22 protein-coding genes and 1 pseudogene are annotated in these 22,226 nt (G+C 37.1%); 14 read left to right on the plus strand and 9 right to left on the minus strand.

Annotated features, from left to right (window positions below; all coding sequences use genetic code 11):
• Positions 1 to 271: 271 nt before the first annotated feature.
• The 11 genes and pseudogenes from EV197_RS00005 (at position 272) to EV197_RS00055 (ending at position 10,085) form a co-directional block, all read left to right on the plus strand.
• Positions 272 to 847, plus strand: a pseudogene (locus tag EV197_RS00005) (REP-associated tyrosine transposase).
• 430 nt (positions 848 to 1,277) lie between these two features.
• Positions 1,278 to 1,556: a transposase gene (locus EV197_RS17245; RefSeq protein ID WP_341273002.1), complete on the plus strand. Its 279-nt coding sequence runs from the start codon at positions 1,278 to 1,280 to the stop codon at positions 1,554 to 1,556.
• A 685-nt stretch (positions 1,557 to 2,241) separates the two neighbouring features.
• Entirely contained in the window at positions 2,242 to 2,862 is a 621-nt protein-coding gene (locus EV197_RS00015) for a hypothetical protein (RefSeq protein WP_130284684.1), read from the plus strand.
• Between the two features lie 175 nt (positions 2,863 to 3,037).
• The gene (locus tag EV197_RS00020; protein WP_130284685.1) at positions 3,038 to 3,775 is read left to right on the plus strand and encodes a hypothetical protein; all 738 of its coding nucleotides are present in this window, start codon (positions 3,038 to 3,040) and stop codon (positions 3,773 to 3,775) included.
• Positions 3,776 to 3,972: 197 nt separating this feature from the next.
• Positions 3,973 to 4,902, plus strand: coding sequence for a hypothetical protein (locus tag EV197_RS00025; protein WP_130284686.1), 930 nt, complete (start codon positions 3,973 to 3,975; stop codon positions 4,900 to 4,902).
• A 2-nt stretch (positions 4,903 to 4,904) separates the two neighbouring features.
• Positions 4,905 to 5,375, plus strand: coding sequence for a hypothetical protein (locus tag EV197_RS00030; RefSeq protein ID WP_130284687.1), 471 nt, complete (start codon positions 4,905 to 4,907; stop codon positions 5,373 to 5,375).
• A 44-nt stretch (positions 5,376 to 5,419) separates the two neighbouring features.
• Positions 5,420 to 6,649: a hypothetical protein gene (locus tag EV197_RS00035; protein WP_130284688.1), complete on the plus strand. Its 1,230-nt coding sequence runs from the start codon at positions 5,420 to 5,422 to the stop codon at positions 6,647 to 6,649.
• Positions 6,637 to 6,948, plus strand: a complete 312-nt coding sequence (locus tag EV197_RS00040; protein ID WP_130284689.1) for a hypothetical protein — start codon at positions 6,637 to 6,639, stop codon at positions 6,946 to 6,948. The genes EV197_RS00035 and EV197_RS00040 overlap by 13 nt, the downstream gene beginning before the upstream one ends.
• Positions 6,942 to 7,406 carry a PulJ/GspJ family protein gene (locus EV197_RS00045; protein WP_130284690.1) on the plus strand — a complete coding sequence of 155 codons (465 nt, stop codon included), beginning with the start codon at positions 6,942 to 6,944 and terminating at the stop codon, positions 7,404 to 7,406. Before EV197_RS00040 ends, EV197_RS00045 begins: the two co-directional genes overlap by 7 nt.
• 2 nt (positions 7,407 to 7,408) lie before the next feature.
• Positions 7,409 to 8,539: a type II secretion system F family protein gene (locus tag EV197_RS00050; protein ID WP_130284691.1), complete on the plus strand. Its 1,131-nt coding sequence runs from the start codon at positions 7,409 to 7,411 to the stop codon at positions 8,537 to 8,539.
• Between the two features lie 94 nt (positions 8,540 to 8,633).
• Positions 8,634 to 10,085 (plus strand): pyridoxal phosphate-dependent decarboxylase family protein, encoded by a 1,452-nt coding sequence (locus tag EV197_RS00055; protein WP_130284692.1) that lies wholly within the window; start codon positions 8,634 to 8,636, stop codon positions 10,083 to 10,085.
• A gap of 1 nt (position 10,086) precedes the next feature.
• Here the strand turns inward: EV197_RS00055 and EV197_RS00060 are convergent, their stop codons facing one another.
• On the minus strand, positions 10,087 to 10,881 hold the full coding sequence (locus EV197_RS00060) for a DUF2797 domain-containing protein (RefSeq protein ID WP_130284693.1): 795 nt from the start codon (positions 10,879 to 10,881) through the stop codon (positions 10,087 to 10,089).
• Between the two features lie 117 nt (positions 10,882 to 10,998).
• Between EV197_RS00060 and EV197_RS00065 the strand changes: the two genes are divergently transcribed.
• Positions 10,999 to 12,537, plus strand: coding sequence for a GH3 auxin-responsive promoter family protein (locus tag EV197_RS00065; RefSeq protein ID WP_130284694.1), 1,539 nt, complete (start codon positions 10,999 to 11,001; stop codon positions 12,535 to 12,537).
• 160 nt (positions 12,538 to 12,697) lie between these two features.
• Positions 12,698 to 13,006 carry a hypothetical protein gene (locus tag EV197_RS00070; protein ID WP_130284695.1) on the plus strand — a complete coding sequence of 103 codons (309 nt, stop codon included), beginning with the start codon at positions 12,698 to 12,700 and terminating at the stop codon, positions 13,004 to 13,006.
• An 87-nt stretch (positions 13,007 to 13,093) separates the two neighbouring features.
• Here EV197_RS00070 and clpX read toward each other — a convergent pair whose 3' ends face one another.
• The 8 genes from clpX to EV197_RS00110 all read right to left on the minus strand — a co-directional run bounded on the left by clpX (position 13,094) and on the right by EV197_RS00110 (position 21,452).
• On the minus strand, positions 13,094 to 14,326 hold the full coding sequence (clpX, locus tag EV197_RS00075; RefSeq protein WP_130284696.1) for an ATP-dependent Clp protease ATP-binding subunit ClpX: 1,233 nt from the start codon (positions 14,324 to 14,326) through the stop codon (positions 13,094 to 13,096).
• 41 nt (positions 14,327 to 14,367) lie between these two features.
• Positions 14,368 to 15,042 carry an ATP-dependent Clp endopeptidase proteolytic subunit ClpP gene (gene clpP, locus EV197_RS00080; RefSeq protein WP_130284697.1) on the minus strand — a complete coding sequence of 225 codons (675 nt, stop codon included), beginning with the start codon at positions 15,040 to 15,042 and terminating at the stop codon, positions 14,368 to 14,370.
• Positions 15,043 to 15,144: 102 nt separating this feature from the next.
• Positions 15,145 to 16,467: a trigger factor gene (tig, locus tag EV197_RS00085; RefSeq protein ID WP_130284698.1), complete on the minus strand. Its 1,323-nt coding sequence runs from the start codon at positions 16,465 to 16,467 to the stop codon at positions 15,145 to 15,147.
• A 92-nt stretch (positions 16,468 to 16,559) separates the two neighbouring features.
• Positions 16,560 to 16,901: a phage holin family protein gene (locus tag EV197_RS00090; RefSeq protein ID WP_130284699.1), complete on the minus strand. Its 342-nt coding sequence runs from the start codon at positions 16,899 to 16,901 to the stop codon at positions 16,560 to 16,562.
• A gap of 104 nt (positions 16,902 to 17,005) precedes the next feature.
• Positions 17,006 to 18,589 (minus strand): G-D-S-L family lipolytic protein, encoded by a 1,584-nt coding sequence (locus tag EV197_RS00095; RefSeq protein WP_130284700.1) that lies wholly within the window; start codon positions 18,587 to 18,589, stop codon positions 17,006 to 17,008.
• Between the two features lie 4 nt (positions 18,590 to 18,593).
• Positions 18,594 to 19,841 carry an OmpP1/FadL family transporter gene (locus EV197_RS00100; RefSeq protein WP_130284701.1) on the minus strand — a complete coding sequence of 416 codons (1,248 nt, stop codon included), beginning with the start codon at positions 19,839 to 19,841 and terminating at the stop codon, positions 18,594 to 18,596.
• Positions 19,842 to 19,961: 120 nt separating this feature from the next.
• The gene (locus tag EV197_RS00105; RefSeq protein WP_130284702.1) at positions 19,962 to 20,729 is read right to left on the minus strand and encodes an alpha/beta fold hydrolase; all 768 of its coding nucleotides are present in this window, start codon (positions 20,727 to 20,729) and stop codon (positions 19,962 to 19,964) included.
• 6 nt (positions 20,730 to 20,735) lie between these two features.
• The gene (locus EV197_RS00110) at positions 20,736 to 21,452 is read right to left on the minus strand and encodes a pyridoxine 5'-phosphate synthase (RefSeq protein ID WP_130286161.1); all 717 of its coding nucleotides are present in this window, start codon (positions 21,450 to 21,452) and stop codon (positions 20,736 to 20,738) included.
• 98 nt (positions 21,453 to 21,550) lie between these two features.
• Between EV197_RS00110 and EV197_RS00115 the strand changes: the two genes are divergently transcribed.
• Positions 21,551 to 22,207 carry a CBS domain-containing protein gene (locus EV197_RS00115; protein WP_130284703.1) on the plus strand — a complete coding sequence of 219 codons (657 nt, stop codon included), beginning with the start codon at positions 21,551 to 21,553 and terminating at the stop codon, positions 22,205 to 22,207.
• Positions 22,208 to 22,226: the final 19 nt, after the last annotated feature.

The following is a 22,226-nucleotide window of genomic DNA, read 5'->3' on the forward strand; positions in this document are numbered from 1 at the left end:
TAAGTCTATAAACTTTGCGGCGCTCCTAATTCACCTTTATCGGTTGGGCTGTTATCCACAATTAATGAGGTTATCAACAAAGAAAATAAAAAGAAACAAAAACAAAAGAAAATCAACCACTTACATCAATATTAACTTTGTTAAATTATCTCTATGTGAACAACTATACTAAACTAAGGGCTAGCGCTCGACTCCTGTCGAGTGCCGTATAAGAGTAAGAAATCAAACAAAAGCTATTTCAATAAGAAGTAGCTTTTGTATTTTTAGACATATGAGTAGGAAATACAAGTTTGATAATAAAAATGGTCTGTATTTTGTAAGCTTTGCAACCGTGTACTGGATAGATGTTTTTACCAGGCAAGTCTATTTTAATGTACTAGCAGATAGTATAAAATACTGCAGGAAAGAAAAGGGTATGGAATTGTACGTATATTGTTTTATGCCAAGCCACGTACATCTTATTTTTCGTTCATCAAACGAACAACCCGTGGAATTATTGAGGGACTTCAAGAGGTACACATCCAATAAGGTTATTGAGTCAATATCAAGAAATCCACAAGAGAGCAGAAAAGAATGGTCCCGATAGCTATCGGGATGGATGTTTGAGAGGGCTGCAAACAATAAATCAAATGTAACTAAATATCAGTTTTGGCAGCATCATAATAAACCAATTGAATTATGGACAGATAAAGTTATTCAACAAAAGATTGATTACATTCATAATAATCCTATAGCGTCAGGTTTCGTAACCGATCCTGTGGATTGGAAATATTCCAGCGCAAGAAACTTTCAAGAAGACGAAACAATTTTACAAATAGATAAAACAGGATTTATTGAACTTGATTAGTATTATGTTTAGCATATTCGGCACCCGACAGGAGTCGAGCGCTAGCCGAGGCTGGTATTGTAAGTAAAGCTTCACATTATATCTATTCAAGCGCTTCAAATTATGTTAATGGAAATGGTAAAGTAAACATTATGCTAGCTAACAACCCTGTTGTAAATGTACATAGTGATAATGATTTTTGGAAAAGTATCTCTTGGTAACCATAAAATTGAGACCGCGAAGTTGCAAACTTCGCAGAGCTAAGACCAGCTCTTCGAAGTTTGTAACTTCGAAGCACATTATAAACAGCCAATAGACTTTTAAGTATAAAACTGTGGTATTCACTAAAATTAGTACTACAGTTATGTCTTATTATAATTTACAACTGCGAAGTTGCAAACTTCGCAGAGCTAAGCTTCACAGAACCTGATTTTATTACTATATTTCTTCAATGCAATTAGATGGCTACAAAATAAGAGAGCAATCAAAACCACATTTTATAACATTAACCGTTGTAGATTGGATAGATATATTTACCAGAAAGATTTACAAAGACACTATTATTGATAATCTCAACTACTGTATACAAAACAAAAGTATGGTATTCTATGGTTATGTCATTATGAGTAATCACGTTCATATGATTTTGCAAAGTGACAATAATGATTTATCTGGGTTGATAAGAGATTTCAAAAAACATACAGCAAAAAAGATCATACAACAAATTTAAAATGAACCTGAAAGTAGAAGAGTATGGATACTAGAATTATGTGCTAAAGCTACTGAATCTCACAATCGAAATAAAGAGTATCAATTTTGGAAATACGGCAATCATCCCGAAGAAATTTACAGTCAAAAATTTCTGTGGTCTAAACTGGATTATATTCATCTTAATCCGGTTAGAGCTGGTATTGTAAGTAAAGCTTCACATTATATCTATTCAAGTGCTTCAAATTATGTTAATGGAAATGGTATAGCAAACATTATGCTAGCTGACAACCCTGTTGTAAATGTACATAGTGATAATGATTTTTGGAAAAGTATCTCTTGGTAACCATAAAATTGAAACTGCGAAGTTGCAAACTTCGCAGAGCTAAGAAGAGCTAAGATCCCAGATCTCACAACGCTTCTGGACCGAAAAGAGAATCTCAAGCATCCGTCATCCGACTTCACACCCCTGTCATCCACCCCCCCCATCTTCAATCAGCTTACATCAGACATCTGTCATCGGACCTCAAACACCTAACATCAATCATCCGTTCTCCTTCACCCGTCAACAAACACCTAAAACCCGTCACCGGTCATCGGACCTCAAACAACCACCACCCGTCTACCAACCTCCAAATTTGCATAGTATACATAACCGCTTATCTTTGCACCAACCAAAATAATAATAAACGCTACAACCCCATGCTATGAAAAAGATACGCCCCTACCTTATTATCATTACCTGCCTGATCTGTGTACACGCCTACAGCCAGCGCAATAAAGCAATTCTGGTTTTTAAGGACGGAACCAAAATTGAAGGATTAGCAAAAATTAACCGCGCTGGTATCATCAAATTCAGAAAAGCCAAAGGAGAAAAACGAGTAAAATACAGTTTCGAAACCTTACAATATGCCACCCTTTATGATCGAGATGGAGGCAACACCTACTTTCGCTTAAAGGTAAAAGGACAATCCAGTCCCGAAATTTTACAACGCATGCAGTCAGGCAAAGTATCCTTATATAAAATTAATACCTCTGGTGTAAACACCATGATGATGGGTGGCGGTGCCGGTGGTGGATTTGGAGCCCCTATGGTCATGACTACACCCTACTCGATTAATGATTATTATGTAAAGAAAGAAGGAGAAGAGGCCGTGACGCACTTAGGCTCCACCCAATTGTTTAGCAAAAATTTTAAAAAAGCTGCTTCCGATTACTTTGCGGACTGCCCAGTATTGGTTGAAAAAATACAGCAAAGAGAATTTAAGAAAAAAGACATTGAAGCGATAGTTCGATTTTACAATAGTCAGTGTACAATTATGAAATAAGTACGTCTTTTGAAATACATCAACTACCTGACATCGATCATCCGTATACAAAAAAATCCCACTTTTAAGAGTAACAATTGTACTATCCAAGACACATACCTATAGAAAAAGCCAAGATGCATTGGTATAATCCTAGTACATCACGTATCTTTGTCCGCTAATAGCTATGATTTCAATGAACTACATACGATTTGGTTACTGCATATTAATGATGTTAGTACTCTCCGGGTGCTCTATTTTACAACCTAAAGATGCTACCCCAACCTATACCCCTAAAGGTGATATTGCGGTTTTGGGCGCTATCGGCACTGAGGATAAGCAGTTGTTAGCCACAGAATTTACCGTAAACGCATTACCTCAATATCTCCAGGGGATCCGGGTGTATGCTACAGCGAAGCCATTTAACAAAAATGCGTACAAAAAATTACTTAAATCTCCCGAGGCTACAAAAGTTCCGGTAAAGTATGTAGATTCTATACCCAATAAACCCAATTATTTACAGCTGCAGCTTATTGATCGCATTGCTGTGCTCGAGGCGCTAAAGACCAGCGCAAATAGCAGTATTGCTAACTATATTGAAACACAGAACGACAGCAGACTGGTTAGTGCAATAACTGTAGTATTTCCTAAAACCGTACAGGATGAAATTCTTAAGGCAGATGCCTTGTTTTTGCAAAACAACCGCTATAAACAATATGAACTTGCTTTGGTAAAGGACGGCAATAGGGTTCAACAAATTTCGTTACAAGAGGCAGTGGTATTTGACTATGAGTTGTCTTGCTTCTGTTGGGGTGAAAATAAACGCAGAAAAATAGTGCTACAAGCTTTAGTAGATACTAACGATTCCTGTCCCAAAGGTACTTACCAAAGTGCGGACAAGGCCAGGGATAAAATGGATTATTTTAAATTATAAATTGGCGTAGGCCATAATCCTATTACTAAGAATAAACACTCAAAAGCTTCGAGATTCAGGAGCTTATAAAGGATAAGCGACGCGAAGTTTTGAGAGTGGTTTTTGGTTTACCAAAAAATTCCCTGTAAAAGGTACCCTTTCTTTTGGTTCCGTTTTCTTTGGGCAGGCAAAGAAAATGAACAATATATCAAAATATTATGAAGAAATATTTTATCTACATAGGTATAACAATTATATCGCTTATTAGCTGCGAAGAAATACTTATCGAAGAAGACTTATCTGATGATACCGTTACCCTAATCGCACCAGTTGATGGATCCACTGTAGCGAATGCCAGTGTTAATTTTAGCTGGGAGGCTGTGGATCCGGCTACGTCGTATCGTTTACAAATTGCCAGACCTTCTTTTGCAAGTGCTGTACAGGTAGTTAAAGATACCACCTTAGCACTAACAAGTTTTAGTACCACACTTACTAGCAATACCTATGAGTGGCGAGTCCGAGCTCAAAATGCAGGGTCTAACACCGTCTATACATCTGCGGCATTTAGTGTTACCGAAAGTGATAATTTTCCTGCTAGAGATGTAGTACTGCTTAGTCCACAGAATAATCAAATCATAAATACTGCGACAATTACCTTAACCTGGGAGCAAGTTACAGATGCTACTACCTACAGAGTACAACTGTTAGATGACACCAATCAGGTCATTGATGAACAGGCAGTGACAACAACTTCCGCCCAGTTTGTTTTTCCTGAAGGTACCACCACCTGGCAAGTACGTGCAGAAAACGATACCCAAAATACTTTATACAGTTCGCGTACCATTACAGTAGATAGCACTAATCCTGCAAAACCGGTTGGTACTACTCCTGCAAATCAGGCTACACTAACAAGCACATCGGTCGATTTTTCGTGGACCAGAGAACTGATTGAAGGTACAACGGAGTTTGACAGCATTTATGTATATCGCGATCAGCAGCTTACCGATCTCGTTACTAAAGATCAGGCCACTGCTCCTACAACCATTACACTAGGCGCGTCCTCAACCTACTTTTGGGTGGTACAAGCCTTTGACGAAGCAGGTAACGAAAGTGAAACCAGTGATACACTCACCTTTTCAATCAATTAACGATGCTAAAAGGTAAAAAAGGTTTATACATATTATTGCCATTAGTGCTTTTGATCTGGGGAGCGATTATCTACCAGGTCGTAGATGCTTTTGCGGATGAGGATCCAATACTAACCAATGCAGCCATAGTCAACGTTAAAGATATAAAGGTTAATGAAAGGAAAGCCTTTACCTTAAGCACAGTAGACCGGGATCCTTTTTTAGGAACCGTATACAAACCCAAAAAAGTGACACCTTCACCAACCCGAAGACCTAAGGCTACCTCTATTTCCTGGCCAAGCATTCAATACAAAGGCGTAGTAAGCAATGGAGATGCTACCCAGGCTATTTTTTTGGTGAGTATCAATGGTACTGATCAGTTAATGCAACTTGGAGAAACGATGGCTGACATTACCCTGGTAAATGGAGATCAACAAAAGATTAAAACCCGGTACAAAGGAAAAATCAAAGAGTTTACTATTCTTAGCAATTAATACAAAAAACGATTAAAACAAGTATTAAAATAAAAGCCCAGGCGTTGCAGTTTGCGCTATTAGTTTCGGTAATAGTAGCATTACTATTGGGCGCCTTTATTTTATTAACCCATACACAATCTGTTTTTAAAATTAAATCAGATGAGTTAATCACAGCCTATGAGGAATTGAATACGGCACTGCTTCAGCTCCCAGAAAAGATTACCATTAACGATACAATAAGAGAGGAAAGTCCCAACAGTGTAACAAAGCTGCACCTGAGCTATTATGGTTTATGGCTTAAGGCACACGCCCAGGTTACTAAACACGGACGCTCCGTTGCCAAAACGGCGTTAATCGGTTCGGCCAGTATACCTCAATCACCAAATCTTTATCTGTGCAATACCAACGCTCCATTAGTGGTTGTAGGCAGCACCCGATTAGAAGGTAATGTTTATCTCCCGGAACAAGGTATCAAAGCTGGTAATATTGCTGGCAATTACTACCAGGGTACGCGCCTGTATTACGGCACTGCATATCAAAGTAGTACAACATTACCAGAATTGGACCCACAATGGATAGCATACCTCAATGGCTTAATTGATCCTCCACAACAATCGCGGGACACCTTTACAACCTTAACTAATGAGGTAAAAAATAGCTTTCAGCATCCTGTTCGCTATGTTTTCAATCCTGATCCCGTATTTATCGGTAATCAAAAGTTGTATGGCAATATCATTATACAATCCTTATCTAGTGTGACCATAAGTGCTGCTTCAGACCTGCAAGACGTTATTATCGTTGCTCCGAGAATTAAGATTGAAAATGGGGTAACCGGAAGAATGCAGCTTTTTGCTACGCAAAAACTAGAAATCGGCAGTAATTGTCAATTGAACTACCCATCTTCGGCATTACTCTATGATACCCAGGTAAACAAACCCACAAACAATACGGCTATAGATAGAGCACCAGATTTTAGGATTCAACCTAACACCGAAATCCAAGGCACAGTGCTTTACCTGAAAAAAAGTAAAGAACGAACCAGTAATGTAAAAACCAACCTTAAAATTGATCCCGAAGTAATGATAACAGGAGAAGTGTACTGTCAGGGTAATTTAGATATGTTGGGTACTGTGCAAGGGGCTTTGTACACCCAGCAATTTACTGCGAATCAATCCGGATCGATATATCTCAATCATCTATATAACACTAAAGTACTGATTAATCCTGTTGAGGACTATGCAGGATTACCCTTGGGAAACCAAACACAACGGCTGGCCAAATGGTTATACTAAAAAAAATAAAAGCAGCTACCCTGGTGGAAACGCTAACCGCTTCCGTTATCATAATTATTGTTTTTATGATCGCCAGTCTTAGTTTCAATACTATTTTTATCAATCATCAAAAACGAGATCATTCCGCAATTGACAATCGCCTCAAAGAGTTAACCTATAAAAGCAGGCACAATGTAATCCAACTGCCGTATCAAGAACGGTTTGCGAATTGGGATATATATATTGAAGTACAAAACGAAGCGCTACTAATATCAGCAGAACGGAACGGGTATACCATCACAAAAAAACAAAAATGGTGAAACACGCTAACAAAATAAAAAGCTTTACCTTAACAGAGATGATGGTTGTTCTGGTCATATCTGCTATAGTAGTTGGATTAGCATTTACCATTCTAAGTATTGTACAAAAAAACATGGTGAGTATCGAACAAAACTATAGCTATGCCACCGAACTTACGCAACTCGAAGTTGCGCTTACTGCTGATATGAATTCATGTACTCAGGTAGCCTGGATCGCCAAAGAAGATAAATTACAGTTTTCATCTCCAGTAGCAACAAGAAGTTATCGGTTTTATCAGGATAGTATCGTTAGCGATATCAATACATTTAAGGTCGCCGTAAAAGAAAAATCGTTTTTCCTTGAAGGTAAAGACGTTGCCTCAGGGAGCATTGATGCGATAAAGCTAGAGTTTGACAAAACTACCAAGGAGTATTGTATCTTTGTCTACAGAAAAAACGATCCTGCAATACATTTCTGAATATGGGTATTAAAGTATCAAATACTAAAAACAAAGTAAAAAAAGACAGCGATTTTGATATTTCAGAATTACTGACTAAAGAAATTACACTCTTTGGTAAATCCTTTAATACGAAAAAGAAAGAACAATTTTATTCAGAATTAAGTGTGTTGCTTAAATCGGGGATTGATCTCAAAAGTGGATTAGAATTACTGGCCGAAACTCAAAAAAAACAACACGATCAGCAGTTGTTTGCTGCTATGACCAACCAATTAATTGATGGAAGCTCCCTATCAGAAATCCTGAAGAAGGATAGCAATTTTAGCGATTATGAATTCTATGCGATTAAAATCGGAGAGCAAACCGGAAGATTAGCACAGATTACCGCAGAATTAAGTGAGTTCTACAAGCGCAAAAATGAGCTAAAAAGAGAGATTGTATCAGCGCTAACGTATCCCGTAATTGTATTATGCACAGCACTATTGGTAATTTATTTTATGCTAAAATATGTGGTTCCCATGTTTGTCGATATCTTTAAACAAAATAACGTAGAACTACCAGGTATTACCAAAGCTATAGTCAGCTTTGCTGAATTTACAGAACAACATGGATTACTTATACTGGTGCTACTTTTGTTGATAGGTATAGGCAGTCGATTTGCCGCAAAGACCGAAGTGTATCGTAAAATCACTGGCAATACACTGCTAAAATTACCGGTATTGGGTAATTACTTCAAAAAGATCTATCTCGCCCAGTTTACACAAGCATTATCCCTGTTGACCGCTGCCAAAATACCTATGGTGGACAGTATAGATTTGGTTAAAAATATGATTAACTTTTATCCGCTTCAAAGTGGACTACAAAAAGCGAATCACGCAGTGATATCTGGTGAAAAACTAAGTACAGCGTTTGGCCAAAACCCAATTTTTGACAGAAAAATGATCGCCCTCATTAGAGTAGCCGAAGAAACCAATCAAACCGAGTTTATTTTCCAAAAGCTGAATGAGCAGTATAATACTCAGGTAAAATATCAATCGCAAGTGATCTCCAATGTTCTAAATCCTTTTCTAACAATCCTAGTAGGGTTGATTGTGGGTGTTATACTCATCGCTATGTACTTACCGATGTTTAGACTGAGCAGCGTTATTGGTTAAATGATAAAATATCAACTAGTACGGGTGCTATTCGATAAATTATCTCAATTAAAGTACCTTTGCACTGCAAAAGAGTAGTAAAAGGATATTTGTAATGAAAAAGAGCGAATCAAACGACAAATTGGAGCTATCCAAGGCAGCCATGAAGGAATATGGCTATAAGGTGATCGACTTAATCGTTGAGCACTTTGACACCCAAGATCAAAAAACTCCGGTAAGCCAAGCCACTCGAAAGGAAATGGATAACTTATTGGCCGAGGACATTCCGATGACACCCACAGATAGTAATCAGGTCCTCGATTTTGTTATGGAAAATGTGATACCACACAGTAATATCGTATCCCACCCTAAATCCTATTCTTTTGTCCCCGGTCCTAGCAATTACATCAGTACTATGGCTGATACCCTGGCCACTGGATTCAATATTTTTTCTGGAGGCTGGGCGGCTTCTCCTGCTGCTGCAGAAATAGAGATTATTACCATGAACTGGTTGTTGAAAATTTTTGGTTTTCCACCAAAAAAAGGAGGCGGTATCTTTACCAGTGGGGGTTCCATGGCCAACCTTACAGCCTTAGTCACCGCTCGGAGAATTAAATGTGGTGAAGACTTTTCCAAAGCCACCATATACCTATCGGACCAGGCACACTCATCGAATATCAAAGCGATCAAAGTAATTGGTTTTAAAAAAGAACAAATCCGTATCATACCTACAGATTCTGAATTTAAGATTGGACTTAACAAGTTAAAAAATGCGATCGCCAAGGACCGCATAGCAGGCTATCATCCTTTTTGCATGATCGCCTCTGCTGGCACAACTAATACCGGAACCGTTGATCCATTAGATGAGATTGCCAAAATTTGTAAAGAAGAAAGCCTATGGTTTCATATTGACGGCGCCTATGGTGGAGCGGCCATTTTAGCAGATCAGGGTAAAAAAGCATTAAAAGGCATTAAAAAAGCGGATTCATTAACCGTTGATCCACACAAATGGTTTTTTCAGCCGTATGAGATTGGTTGCCTGCTCGTTAAAAATCACAATTGGTTAAAAAACACCTTTACCGAAAAACCAGAGTACCTCAGAGATGTTGAAGGTAACACCTCGGAAATTAACTTTTTTGATCACGGCATTCAACTAACCCGAAGGTTTAGAGCGTTAAAATTCTATATGTCTCTTAAAACATTTGGACTTTCTTCTTTTCAAAAAGCCATACAATACAATATTGATTTAGCAGAGCAAACTGAGGCCTTATTAAGGAAAAGCGGCGAGTGGGAAATCGTTTCTCCTGCCACCTTGGCTATTATCAACTTTAGATATCATCCTATTGCAAAGCAGTTAACAGAGCATCAATTGGATACTATAAATCAAAGCATATCCAAAAAAATAACTGACAAAGGCGAAGCGCTACTGGTGACCACTGTGCTTCAAGGTCAAATCGTATTGCGTATGTGTTTAATCAACCCAAGAACTACGCTAGAAGATGTAAAATCAACCATTACCCAATGTACCCTTTTTGGACAGGAAGAAATACAGCGCTTGGGGTATTGATTTATTGAACTTCAAGACGAACTACATAGCCTTCGCTATTGCGTACGTTGAAGACTGTATTGTCTTCAAATATTAAATATTGTCCTTTGATTCCTTTTAAAACACCACTGTAATCGGGTGTTTTTTCAAGGTTCAGGCTTTTTAATTTTGTTGGATATTGTAGTACCGGGAAGTGTATTTCCGTTTCCTTGCCATTATCAATAAAATACTCTTGTACTTCTTCAGGGATAAATTCTTTTAGCTTTGCCTTAAAAGCAACCAAATCCTCGTCCACTACTTCATTTTTTAGCATGGTTCGCCAATTGGTTTTATCAGCTACCTGATCCTTTAATGCTACTTCGGTTATACCGGCTAAATAACGATTAGGCACCTCAACAAGCTCAATAGCTTCGTGTGCGCCCTGATCAATCCAACGTGTAGGCACTTGAGACTTTCGGGTCACTCCTACTTTGATATTACTAGAATTTGCTAAATAGACAATATGTGGCTGCAACTGCATCTTTTTTTCATAGGCTAAATCTCGATCCTCTTGGTCCAGGTGAGCCGTACTTAATTCTGGTCGTATTACCCAATCCCCGACCTGCGGTTGATTATAAAAATCATCATAGCAATAGCCTTGTCTAAATATTTTTTTGTCCTTTCCACAGGCCAAACACTGATACCTGACGAATGAAATCGACAATTGCCTGTTTAATAACTGATTGACGTGTATAAAATCCGTGTCAAAAATTAAATAATATTGAATAGGATCTCCGAATTCCGTTTTCATCTTGGTTAATACCCCTTCATAGTTCATAAAAAGTCCGTGTTTAAAATGTAGTCTGTTATAAAATGAAATATTTTTTATTATTTTAGATTCCTAAGACTAGGTAATAAAAGACATCTTAATTTTTGTCTAAAGATACATTAAAAAATGCCAATTCCTTTAGTAAACTCTATAGCCAGCTGGTTTTTGAAGAAACGTTTTCACCAGATGGAACTATTCCTAAAGTATCCTAATGAAGTGCAATTAGAGTTGTTGCACGTTCTTTTGGATACAGCCAGAAACACGGAATTTGGCAAAGAATATGGCTTTAGCAGTATTCATAATTACGAAACTTTTAAACAACGTGTCCCCATACGATCCTATGAGGATTATGAGCCTTATATCGAACGTTGCCGGCACGGTGAAAACAATATTTTTTGGCCATCCACCATTAAGTGGTTTGCCAAATCCAGTGGGACTACCAATGCCAAGAGTAAGTTTATACCCGTAAGCCAGGACTCGCTGGAAGATTGTCACTTTGCTGCCGGTAAGGACTTGTTATGCATGTATCTTAACAACAACCCTGAATCTCGCTTATTTACAGGAAAAAGCTTACGCTTAGGCGGCAGTAAGGAATTGTATAAAGAAAACGGTACTTATTTTGGTGATTTGTCGGCAATAATTATTGACAATATGCCTTTTTGGGCAGAGTTTAGCTCTACACCGAGTAACGAAGTTTCTTTGATGAGCAATTGGGAAATCAAGATGCAAGCCATCGTTAATGAAACCATATTAGAAAATGTGACCAGTTTAGCAGGAGTACCTTCTTGGATGTTAGTTTTACTTAACAAAGTATTAGAAACCACAGGTAGAGAGGACCTTTTAACGATTTGGCCTAACCTAGAAGTGTATTTTCACGGAGGCGTAAGTTTTGAGCCCTATAGGGAACAGTATCAAAAAATTCTTCCTAGACCAGATTTTAGGTACTACGAAATATATAATGCTTCAGAAGGGTTCTTTGCCATACAAGATCGTAACGACTCCACTGAGCTCTTATTGATGTTGGATTATGGGATCTTTTACGAGTTTATTCCTATGGATACCTATGGTACGCCTGAAGAAATAGTGATACCCCTTAGCGAAGTAGCAATTGGTGTCAATTACGCCATTATCATAACCACCAATGCCGGGCTATGGCGTTATAAAATTGGAGATACGATTCGATTTACCTCTATAAACCCTTACAGAATTAAAATATCCGGACGTACGAAGCATCACATTAATGTGTTTGGAGAAGAACTCATTATTGAAAATGCAGAAGAAGCATTACGCAACACCTCGCTGGCTACTAATAGTGAAATCGTAGACTATACGGTAGCACCCATCTTTATGAAAGGTAAAGAAAAAGGTGCCCACGAGTGGATTATTGAATTCAAAAAGAAACCCGAGTGCCTTAACGAATTTGCACAAATTCTTGATGACAATTTAAAGCGTGTTAATAGCGACTACGAAGCAAAACGTTTTAACAACACTACTCTTACAATTCTACAATTAAAAGAAGGTCGAAAGAATTTATTCTACGATTGGTTAAAAAAACATGATAAGTTAGGCGGACAACATAAAATTCCCCGGTTATCCAATTCTCGCACCTATGTGGATCAATTATTGGAATTGAACAAGGCAAATACACTTACCTCCGACCTATAAAGATACGGGGTTCACTTATTTTTTTGAAGTTTTTGCTATAATTTGAGCTTTTTATCCTGTAAAAAAAACGCTTTATCTAAAACTTATCTATTTGTTTTTATCGCAGATAAAAACATACTAAATTTAGAATCAGAAACTTAACCCTAAGCTTTTTTGCCAGATGAAAACAACCAGTACATTTATCGTTTTATTTTTTCTTGCTCTGAACATATTTGCGCAAGATAACGAGATACAAACTCAAAACGTACAAGAAACAACTACGAATTACAAGGCAACTAAGAAATGTGTTAAGTTTAATGCTGAAGAAAAGGCGTGTTTCGCTGAAAAATCAAAATTAAGTTTTTACGAATCCTTAATAAGTGAAAACGGTTTTAATATTCACCTAAAGGATAGTGATCGACTAGCCATTCGAAAAACTAGAGAAATTATTGAAAAAAAGCGTAATCAAACCTTATATACTGAAAAGTAAATCTATATAAAATACATAACTGGTAACAAAAAAGAAACCTGAAATCATATGATTTCAGGTTTTTTAGTTTTAGTATCTTTCAACCAATTAAGATACTGCTTTAAGCTTTTTCACCGTAAGCTTATTCAATTTCTGTTCTGCATAATCCTTTGTTACTTTAAAGGACTTCTCTTTACTTTCAGGAAGCTCATACATCGCATCCGTTAAAATAGCCTCGCATAGGGAACGCAAACCACGAGCACCTAATTTATATTCTACTGCTTTTTCTACAATATATGCTAAAGCACCTTCAGTAATGGAAAAGTCAATATCATCCATTTCAAACAGCTTTATATACTGCTTGATAATGGCATTTTTAGGCTCTGTAAGAATAGATCGAAGTGTTTTATTATCCAATGGATTCATATAAGACAACACCGGAAGTCGCCCAATAATTTCAGGAATTAATCCAAACTCTTTCAAATCCTTCGGGATGATATATTGCAATAAATTGTTTTTTTCAATACTATCTTCAGTTTTTGAAGCACTAAAACCAACAGCTTGCATATTCAAACGTTTCTGAATGATTCGCTCAATACCATCAAAAGCTCCACCGGCTATAAATAAGATATTTTCGGTATTTACTTCAATAAACTTTTGATCCGGATGTTTTCTGCCTCCTTTAGGCGGTACATTAACAACAGTTCCCTCTAAAAGTTTTAGCAAGGCTTGCTGCACCCCTTCTCCAGATACATCTCTGGTGATACTAGGATTATCGCTTTTTCGTGCAATCTTGTCGATCTCATCAATAAAAACAATACCGCGTTGTGCTTTCTCTAGATTATAATCCGCCGCTTGTAACAATCTGGTAAGTATACTTTCTACATCTTCACCTACATAACCGGCTTCAGTTAATACCGTAGCGTCTACTATAGCTAAAGGCACATTAAGCATTTTCGCAATAGTTTTAGCAATCAGGGTTTTTCCGGTACCAGTTTGCCCAACCATAATGATATTACTTTTTTGAATTTCAATATCATCATCAGATTGTGGCTGTAATAATCGCTTATAATGATTATACACTGCTACGGACATTATTTTCTTCGTAAACTCTTGACCAATAACATATTCATCTAAAAACTTTTTGATTGCCATTGGTTTTCTCAACATCAGCTCATTGCTCAGCTCTCCTGTATCATCTTCTTTCGCTTCTTCTACAACAATACCATGTGCTTGCACGATACATCTGTCGCAGATGTGGGCATCTAATCCCGCAATTAGTAAATTTGTTTCAGGCTTTTTCCTACCGCAAAATGAACATTCTAAATCTTCTTTAGCCATATCTTTCTTTTTTTGAGTAAACTAGTAGAGATCTTACTTTTTTACTCCCTGGTTAAAATTTCATCTATCATTCCGTACTCTAGGGCTTTATCTGCTTTCATCCAGTAATCTCTATCACTATCTTCATACACTTTTTCAAAAGTTTGACCTGAATGCTTTGCAATTATTTTGTACAGTTCGTCCTTTAATGTAAGGATTTCTCTTGCTGTGATCTCTATATCGCTTGCTTGTCCTTGTGCTCCTCCTAGTGGTTGATGAATCATCACCCTACTATGTGGAAGCCCTGAACGTTTACCCGTTTGTCCTGCACATAATAGTACAGCTCCCATAGAGGCTGCCATACCAGTACAAATGGTAGCTACATCTGGCTTGATAAACTGCATGGTATCATAAATACCTAAGCCAGCGTATACACTACCGCCTGGAGAATTAATATATATCTGTATATCCTTAGATGAATCTACACTCTCTAAAAAGAGTAATTGCGCTTGAACAATATTTGCTACCTGGTCATTGATACCTGTTCCTAAAAAAATGATTCTATCCATCATTAATCTTGAAAAGACATCAAAAATAGCAATATTCATTTGGCGCTCCTCGATAATATTGGGAGTCATTCCCAGAGGATTCATACTACTGATAATATCATTATAGTAATTACTATTAATTCCGTGATGCTTAGTCGCGTATTTTTCAAATTCTTTACCGTAATCCATATTTTTCTATTCCTGAATTTATCTAAATAAAAAAGGCGTTAACCTAATACTGTTTAACGCCCTAAATATAAGTATAAAATTCATTATAAGCTGTAACAATAACTATTTGTACACTTCTTTTACAAATTCATCAAAGGTTACTTCTTTAGTTTTTAACTTTGCATTTTCTTTATAAAAATCAAGTAATTTCTGGCTCATCAACTGCTCTGACATACGCTTTACCTCATCTTGATTTGATAAAATTCTGGCTGCAATATCTTCCAATTCTTTGTCCTCTGGAGCGTTTTGACCAAATTGAGCCATTTGCCTTTTGATCAAATCCTTAGCGAAATCTTTCAATTCTTCAAAAGTTACCTGAAGATTGTTATCGTTAATAATCTTACCTTCAATTAACTGATAGCGTAATCCCTTCTCACTTTTTTCATATTCGTCCTTCGCTTGATCTTCAGTAAGTTCCTCCTCACCGGTGGCTCTAATCCATTTCTGTAAAAAGTCTACTGGTAATTCAAACTTTGTATTTTCTAATAAATGCTCTGTAATATCATTTAGCAACTGCTGATCTGCTTGTTGTGAAAACTGCTTTTCTGCATCTTCTTTTATACGCTCCTTTAATTCAGTAACTGTTTTGATGTTACCAGGACCATATAATTTATCAAATAACTCCTGATCTAAATCTGCAAGCTCTTGCTTATTGATTTCAGCTATGGTAAATTCAACTTCTACATCAAGATCTTTTGCTTTGTCCTCTTCAATTTTAAGGGCAGCCATTACATCTTTATCCTCGTTGAATAATCCTTTAGTTTTTAAGGTTAAGGTATCTCCAACCTTAGCACCTACAAACTTATCGATGTTCTTTTTGCCTTTTATGGCATCTAGGCTAACTGTTGTTTCATTTTCAATATCTTCAGCTTCATTAGTAAAAGTACCTCTTACTAAACTATCCTTGTCAACAGCTTCCTGAGAAATTAATTTACCATATTGCTTTTGGATGGTCTTTAATTGATTCTCAATCATTTCATCGCTAGCAACAATCTTATATTGTGTAATTGCTTTTTTGCTTTTAAGATCAACTTCAAATTTTGGCGCTAAACCTAATTCAAATTCAAAAGAGTAATTATCAGCATCCCAATCGAAGCCTTCCTTTTCTTTAGGTAGTGGATTACCTAACACATCAAGTTTTTCTTCCGTTAGGTATTTGTTTAATGCATCCTGAAGCAACTTATTCACCTCATCGACCAAAACAGCCTTACCATATTGCTTTTTTACCAAGCCCATAGGCACGTGTCCTTTTCTAAAACCTGGTATATTCGCATTTTTGCGATAGTCTTTTAAAATCTTATCAACTTTATCGCTATAATCTTTTTTATTGATATCTACTGTAATTACAGCATTTAAATCGTCTAGTTGCTCTTTAGATATATTCATTAGCTCTACGTATTTGTACTAAAAATCGGGTTGCAAAAGTAATACTTTTTTACAACCCGACAAAGTTTTAACTTCTTGAAATACAGTTACGTTTAATCTTTCTTTAATCCCGAATGTAGTATGGATTGAAAAAATGACAATAACAGACTAAAGATCAAAGCCCACAGCCATCCTGAAACTGTGAATCCATCAATAAAATAATCTGCCAATAAAATAATAGCAGCATTAATAACCAGTAAAAATAACCCTAGGGTAATGATGGTTACTGGCAAGGTTAAAATCACAAAGATGGGCTTTAAAATTGCATTAAATAAAGCCAAAACCAGCGCAACTATAATGGCTATCCACAAACTTTCTACAGCAACGCCTGGCAAAACCTGAGCTAAAATTAATACCACCACTGCGCTTAATACTATTTTTAATAAAACTTTCATACGTAAGATCTAATTTAAGAATTAAAGTATTTAAAAATACATCAAAAAAAGAAAACCGCTTTGCAGTTGCAAAGCGGTTTTTATTATCTATTAGAAATATAGTACTAATTCACTTCATTACTTAAGGTTATCGTTCCATAATCTCCAGGATTAACACTTGGCAAACTAGCTCCGTAAGTATTTTCAATTGCCTCTATAATTCCATTAGTAACAATAGCATGTCCTCTTGGAGTAGGATGTACGCCGTCTAGTGAAAAACCACCACCGGTCACAAAATCAGAAGTAACTACACCTCCGTCAAAGGGTATACCGGTATTAGCCAAAATAGCCAGGTCAGCCGCAGCATCATAGAACGCCAATCCATTCTCTTCTGCTACTGCTCTAATACTTGCATTATATGAAGTTCTTGCCGCAGAAATTAAAGCTTGTTCCGCTGCCGTTAATACGTATTGATCTTCTAGAGGAAAAGTAATTCCATTAACCGACAATTGACCTGCCTGCTCCTGAGTTAAACCAAAACTTACTAGCTCTGTCAATCTATCAGTATTTAGCTGTGCAATCGCTGATGAACTTGGCAATACCAGTAAATCATTTGCGTTTGCTTGTCTTGCCTGCCCGTATTGTGCTCCATAAATAGCAGCTAATTCTGCTCCAAAGGTTGGTGTTAATACTTGGGTTAACTGTGCTGAAATATCTGTTAAAGACTCATCTTTAATAACTACAGCACTAGCTGCGGTAGTAGAAAACTGAATTGATCGTTCTGGCACCCCTAAAAATGCAAACGCCTGGTTTAAACCTGCGTATGTTGCATTTAAAGTTGGTATTTGCGGACCAAAATCAGGGTTAAGCGGGCTTAATGGCGCAAACGGCACTGTAGTGAAATAAGGAATAGAGGTTACATCTGGTAAACTCAACACAACTCCCTTTGATCCACTTGCTACTAGTGTTCCTACCATGGTTCTGTATACATTATCAAAAAGGCCTGGATCTGTAATATCATTTCCTCCATAAGTAGAAGGATCTGGATTCCCAGTTTGATCAACGCCAACCCCACCAGAAGTAGCATAACTTAAGATATCATTATTTCCAATCCACAAGCTAAAAAATGTTGGGCTCTGTGCTACAGCATCTCCAAGAATACTTGCATTATCTGCACTAGCAAAGCGTGCATAGTAGGGATTAGCTAGGCCAATTGGCACATTAGCCGTATTACCATATCCTTCTGTAACTAAATGAAAACTTTTAGCACCTGGAGCACCAAGGTTATTAAATGATCCTGTCAACCTATTTGCTATGTCGGTTGTAGGTGCTGCACCAGCATATCTTGCAGGACCGGGATTACCATTTTCATCAATTGCCAAAACAAATCGATTAGGTGTAATTTGATTACCTCCTAAAAGCAATCCTCCTGTATTATCTTCTACTAATGGTTGTGTAAAATCACCACCACCTGCTAGCTGAAACTGTTGCGCTAATAGGTTAGGATAAGAATTTTCTTGTCCTGTAATATATAATGCCCCATCAGCATAACCCGCTGTTAAAGAATTTCCTAAAGCTACATAAGTGCTGAAATCAGCTTCTCCACTAGCGTATATACCAGATTCTTCTATTGGATTGTCAAACTCTGGCTCACAAGCAACTAATCCTAAAGCCAGAATTGCAAAATATTTTATAGTGTTCTTAATCATTATTTTATAATTTATAAGTTAAACCAAGTCCTGGTGCAAATGCACTGGATTTATAGGTTCCTTCAAATGGAACTTGCTGACCGTTTTCTTCATAGTAATCATAAGAAGCATTAACCTCTTCAAATCGCAAATAAAAGAAAGATGCATCAATAGCTAACTTAGAATTAATAGCAAAACTAAGTCCTCCTGTAAATCCATCAGAATCATTTCTTGGTGTTTCAGGAGCAAAGTAACCTGGTTGTACAGGAGATTCATCTCTGTAATATCCTGCTCTTAATGAAATTTTATCCGTTGCTTTGTATTCCGCACCAAAACGATATACCGACGAATTTTTATAATTTCTTGGGTTAATGGATGTTGCACCGTTACCAAACTGAAGATCTAAAGATTCATACACATCCCAGAACTGTCTGTTGTAATCAAAGGCAAATGTCCATTTTTCTCCATACTGATACGAAACTCCGATAGTTAACTCAGCAGGTAATGGTAGTTCTGCACTAAATGTAGTAGTACCATTTGCTGGCGCTGCCGGTGAATTAGGGAAATTAGCAAAAGTTGCTTCTCCACCTTCGGCTTCTAATATAATCTCGCTTCGGTAGTTAAATCCTACTCTAAAATTGTCTGTTGGAGAGAACATCGCTCCTACACTCCAACCCCAGTTAGTAACCCCAGAATCATCTACTGTAATATTTGCACGATTCCCTTCAAGGTCGGTTGTCGTACGATTGGCATTTCTATTAAAATTAACCGATCCAGTTACATAGATAGGTCCACCACCAATACTAAAGTGGTCAGAAATTTTAAAAGAAACGACCGGCTGTACAAATATAGCGGCCAAATCAATATTGTTCACCAGGTGTGATCCCGACCAATCCGTTGGCCAGCTTACTTCACTACCATAAGGAGTATACACCCCAAGACCAACAGCCATCCAATCATTAACCTGGTAAGATCCGTATAAATTTAAAGGAGTACCTACAGAGCTATCTGTTTGAAAAGAAGTACCAAATTCTTCATTTTGATAGATAACATCGGTAAAAATACCACTGGCACCAGCACTCACATTAAGTTTGTTTTCTAAGTAAACCAGACCCGCCGGGTTAAAAAATACAAGTTCAGCATTGTCAACCACAGCTACCCCAGTGTGCCCCATTGCAATGGCTCGTTGCCCCTGTACACCTACCCTATACCCTCCGGCAAAAGTGGTGTATGAAGCCAAGACCAATACAACTAATAATAAAAGTTTTTTCATAATAAATTAAGAATTGTTTTTGATTTTAGAATTCTAGAAATTTGAGGAACCAAAATTACAGGAAAATACCAATCTACCAACGGATTCATTAAAATATTATGCATACATAGTAAATTTTAATTATTTTTTGAGAAACCTTAAAACTTCTTCTAAAAATAGATCCGGCTGCTCTGCGTGTAACCAATGTCCAGCCCCTGTGATTTCTACAAGTTGATACTGTGGAAATTGCGCTTGTATCAAAGCTTCGTCCGCGGCTTCAATATATCCGGAATTTGACCCTTTAAGGAATAATGTACTACCTTCAAACGATAAATCTGAATCTAATACCTTACCGACTTCTTCGATATTTTTGATAAGCGAGCTAAGATTCATACGTAATCCCAGTTCTCCTTTCTTTTTCCAATATAGATTTTTTAATAAAAACATTCGTACTCCAGGCTCTTTTACATATTCAGACAGTGCTTTATCGGCTGCTCCTCTACTTTTGATAACACTAAAGTCCAATGCATCTAGACCCTCCAATATTTTCTGATGATGCTGTGGATAATGCTTTGGTGCAATATCGGCAATAATAAGTTGGTCCATATATTCTGGAAATAATGAGGCAAACAACATAGCCGTTTTACCGCCCATCGAATGTCCTAAAAGTTTTATCGAGGACAAACCCTTTGCTATGCAATATTCTTTTAGATCATCCGCCATGAGCTCATAACTAAAAGCATCACTATGAAAGCTCCTACCGTGATTGCGCTGATCTATTAAATGCACCTCATATCCTTCTTCTGCTATTTTTCTCCCCAAAGTCTTCCAGTTATCACCCATTCCAAGAAAACCGTGTAGAATGATAAACGGTTTACCTGTTCCTATCACATTAGCATATAATTCCATAGTCAATTATTTTAATTTATTGAGATACATATTAACCACGTTATCAAGACCCATATAAATGGATTCGCAAATCAAGGCGTGACCTATAGACACTTCTAATAAGCCAGGAATATTCTCTTTGAAATATTTAATATTATCCAAAGAAAGATCATGCCCCGCATTAATTCCCAGGTCTATAGCATTAGCTACAATAGCACAATCCCGGTAGGGTTTAACCGACGCATCTCCTTTGCCTGCGGCATAGTCTTTGGCAAAATCTTCGGTATACAACTCAATTCGATCTGTACCTGTTTGTTTAGCTCCCTCAATCATAGCCGGAACAGCATCCACAAAAATAGACGTTCGTATGCCATTGGCTTTGAATTCTGAAATCACCTCCTGCAAAAAAGCCTTATGTTTTATCGTATCCCAACCAGCGTTACTGGTTATTGCGTCTTCAGCATCTGGCACCAGTGTTACTTGTGTTGGTTTAATTTTTAATACCAGGTCTACGAATTTAGCTATAGGATTCCCTTCTATATTATACTCTGTGTGCACCACCGATTTTAAATCTAGAGCATCTTGATATTTAATATGCCTTTCATCTGGTCGAGGATGTATAGTGATTCCTTGTCCGCCAAATCGTTGTACATCTTTAGCTACTTGGATCAAATCAGGAACATTACCTCCTCTTGAATTTCGTAACGTAGCAATCTTATTGATATTAACACTTAGTTTAGTCATCATTTTTTGTCGTTTATCTAAAAAAACAAAAATACAAACTTGAGTGTGCCTTGATTGTATATTTTTTGATTAATTTGCATACGTAAGGCAGTCAATCTATGAAAACGAATTTGTACATAGTAAGAGAAATTGAACCATTAACTACGGATAGTACAGTTAAAGAGGCGCAAATTCACTTTAATGAACTTACCTATACCCATTTCCCCATTGTAAAGGATGGAGTGTATCTGGGTTGTGTATCCGAAGCTGACATCAGGTGTTATGAATCCGACAAAAAACTCAGTGAATATCAATATGCATTAGAACATTTTTTTGCCAGAGAAAACGACAACTGGTTAGATATCCTCGAATCTTTTGCACAAAATCAATCCAATATTATTCCTGTTCTGGATGATGACAACAAATACCTTGGCTTTTTTGAGCTAAGTGATATTATGAACTTTTTTAACGACACTCCTTTTTTAAGCGAACCTGGCAACGTACTCATCGTTGAAAAAGGAGCGATGGACTATTCATTCAGCGAAATCGCTCAAATAGTAGAGTCCAACAATGCCAAAATTTTAGGTTTATTCATATCTAAACTAGAATACGATGTAGCTGAAATCACCGTGAAAATAAGTGATGCTGACATTAATAATATTGTACAAACGTTTAGAAGGTATAGCTACAACATCGTATCAAAACATCAAGAAGACACGTTTTTGGAAAACTTAAAAGAGCGATCAAAATATTTAGATAAGTATCTAAATATGTAAGCCGACAACCACCTAACCA

Origin of the sequence: Aquimarina brevivitae (genome assembly GCF_004216895.1) — a bacterium.
GTDB classification, from domain to species: Bacteria; Bacteroidota; Bacteroidia; order Flavobacteriales; family Flavobacteriaceae; genus Aquimarina; species Aquimarina brevivitae.

Bases quoted from the DNA above. Each gene is read 5' to 3' on its own strand.
- EV197_RS17245 (WP_341273002.1), top strand. From the start codon at position 1,278: ATGCAATTAGATGGCTACAAAATAAGAGAGCAATCAAAACCACATTTT.
- EV197_RS00015 (WP_130284684.1), top strand. From the start codon at position 2,242: ATGAAAAAGATACGCCCCTACCTTATTATCATTACCTGCCTGATCTGT.
- EV197_RS00020 (WP_130284685.1), top strand. From the start codon at position 3,038: ATGAACTACATACGATTTGGTTACTGCATATTAATGATGTTAGTACTC.
- EV197_RS00025 (WP_130284686.1), top strand. From the start codon at position 3,973: ATGAAGAAATATTTTATCTACATAGGTATAACAATTATATCGCTTATT.
- EV197_RS00030 (WP_130284687.1), top strand. From the start codon at position 4,905: ATGCTAAAAGGTAAAAAAGGTTTATACATATTATTGCCATTAGTGCTT.
- EV197_RS00040 (WP_130284689.1), top strand. From the start codon at position 6,637: ATGGTTATACTAAAAAAAATAAAAGCAGCTACCCTGGTGGAAACGCTA.
- EV197_RS00045 (WP_130284690.1), top strand. From the start codon at position 6,942: ATGGTGAAACACGCTAACAAAATAAAAAGCTTTACCTTAACAGAGATG.
- EV197_RS00050 (WP_130284691.1), top strand. From the start codon at position 7,409: ATGGGTATTAAAGTATCAAATACTAAAAACAAAGTAAAAAAAGACAGC.
- EV197_RS00055 (WP_130284692.1), top strand. From the start codon at position 8,634: ATGAAAAAGAGCGAATCAAACGACAAATTGGAGCTATCCAAGGCAGCC.
- EV197_RS00060 (WP_130284693.1), bottom strand. From the start codon at position 10,881: ATGAACTATGAAGGGGTATTAACCAAGATGAAAACGGAATTCGGAGAT.
- EV197_RS00065 (WP_130284694.1), top strand. From the start codon at position 10,999: ATGCCAATTCCTTTAGTAAACTCTATAGCCAGCTGGTTTTTGAAGAAA.
- EV197_RS00070 (WP_130284695.1), top strand. From the start codon at position 12,698: ATGAAAACAACCAGTACATTTATCGTTTTATTTTTTCTTGCTCTGAAC.
- clpX (WP_130284696.1), bottom strand. From the start codon at position 14,326: ATGGCTAAAGAAGATTTAGAATGTTCATTTTGCGGTAGGAAAAAGCCT.
- clpP (WP_130284697.1), bottom strand. From the start codon at position 15,042: ATGGATTACGGTAAAGAATTTGAAAAATACGCGACTAAGCATCACGGA.
- tig (WP_130284698.1), bottom strand. From the start codon at position 16,467: ATGAATATATCTAAAGAGCAACTAGACGATTTAAATGCTGTAATTACA.
- EV197_RS00090 (WP_130284699.1), bottom strand. From the start codon at position 16,901: ATGAAAGTTTTATTAAAAATAGTATTAAGCGCAGTGGTGGTATTAATT.
- EV197_RS00095 (WP_130284700.1), bottom strand. From the start codon at position 18,589: ATGATTAAGAACACTATAAAATATTTTGCAATTCTGGCTTTAGGATTA.
- EV197_RS00100 (WP_130284701.1), bottom strand. From the start codon at position 19,841: ATGAAAAAACTTTTATTATTAGTTGTATTGGTCTTGGCTTCATACACC.
- EV197_RS00105 (WP_130284702.1), bottom strand. From the start codon at position 20,729: ATGGAATTATATGCTAATGTGATAGGAACAGGTAAACCGTTTATCATT.
- EV197_RS00110 (WP_130286161.1), bottom strand. From the start codon at position 21,452: ATGACTAAACTAAGTGTTAATATCAATAAGATTGCTACGTTACGAAAT.
- EV197_RS00115 (WP_130284703.1), top strand. From the start codon at position 21,551: ATGAAAACGAATTTGTACATAGTAAGAGAAATTGAACCATTAACTACG.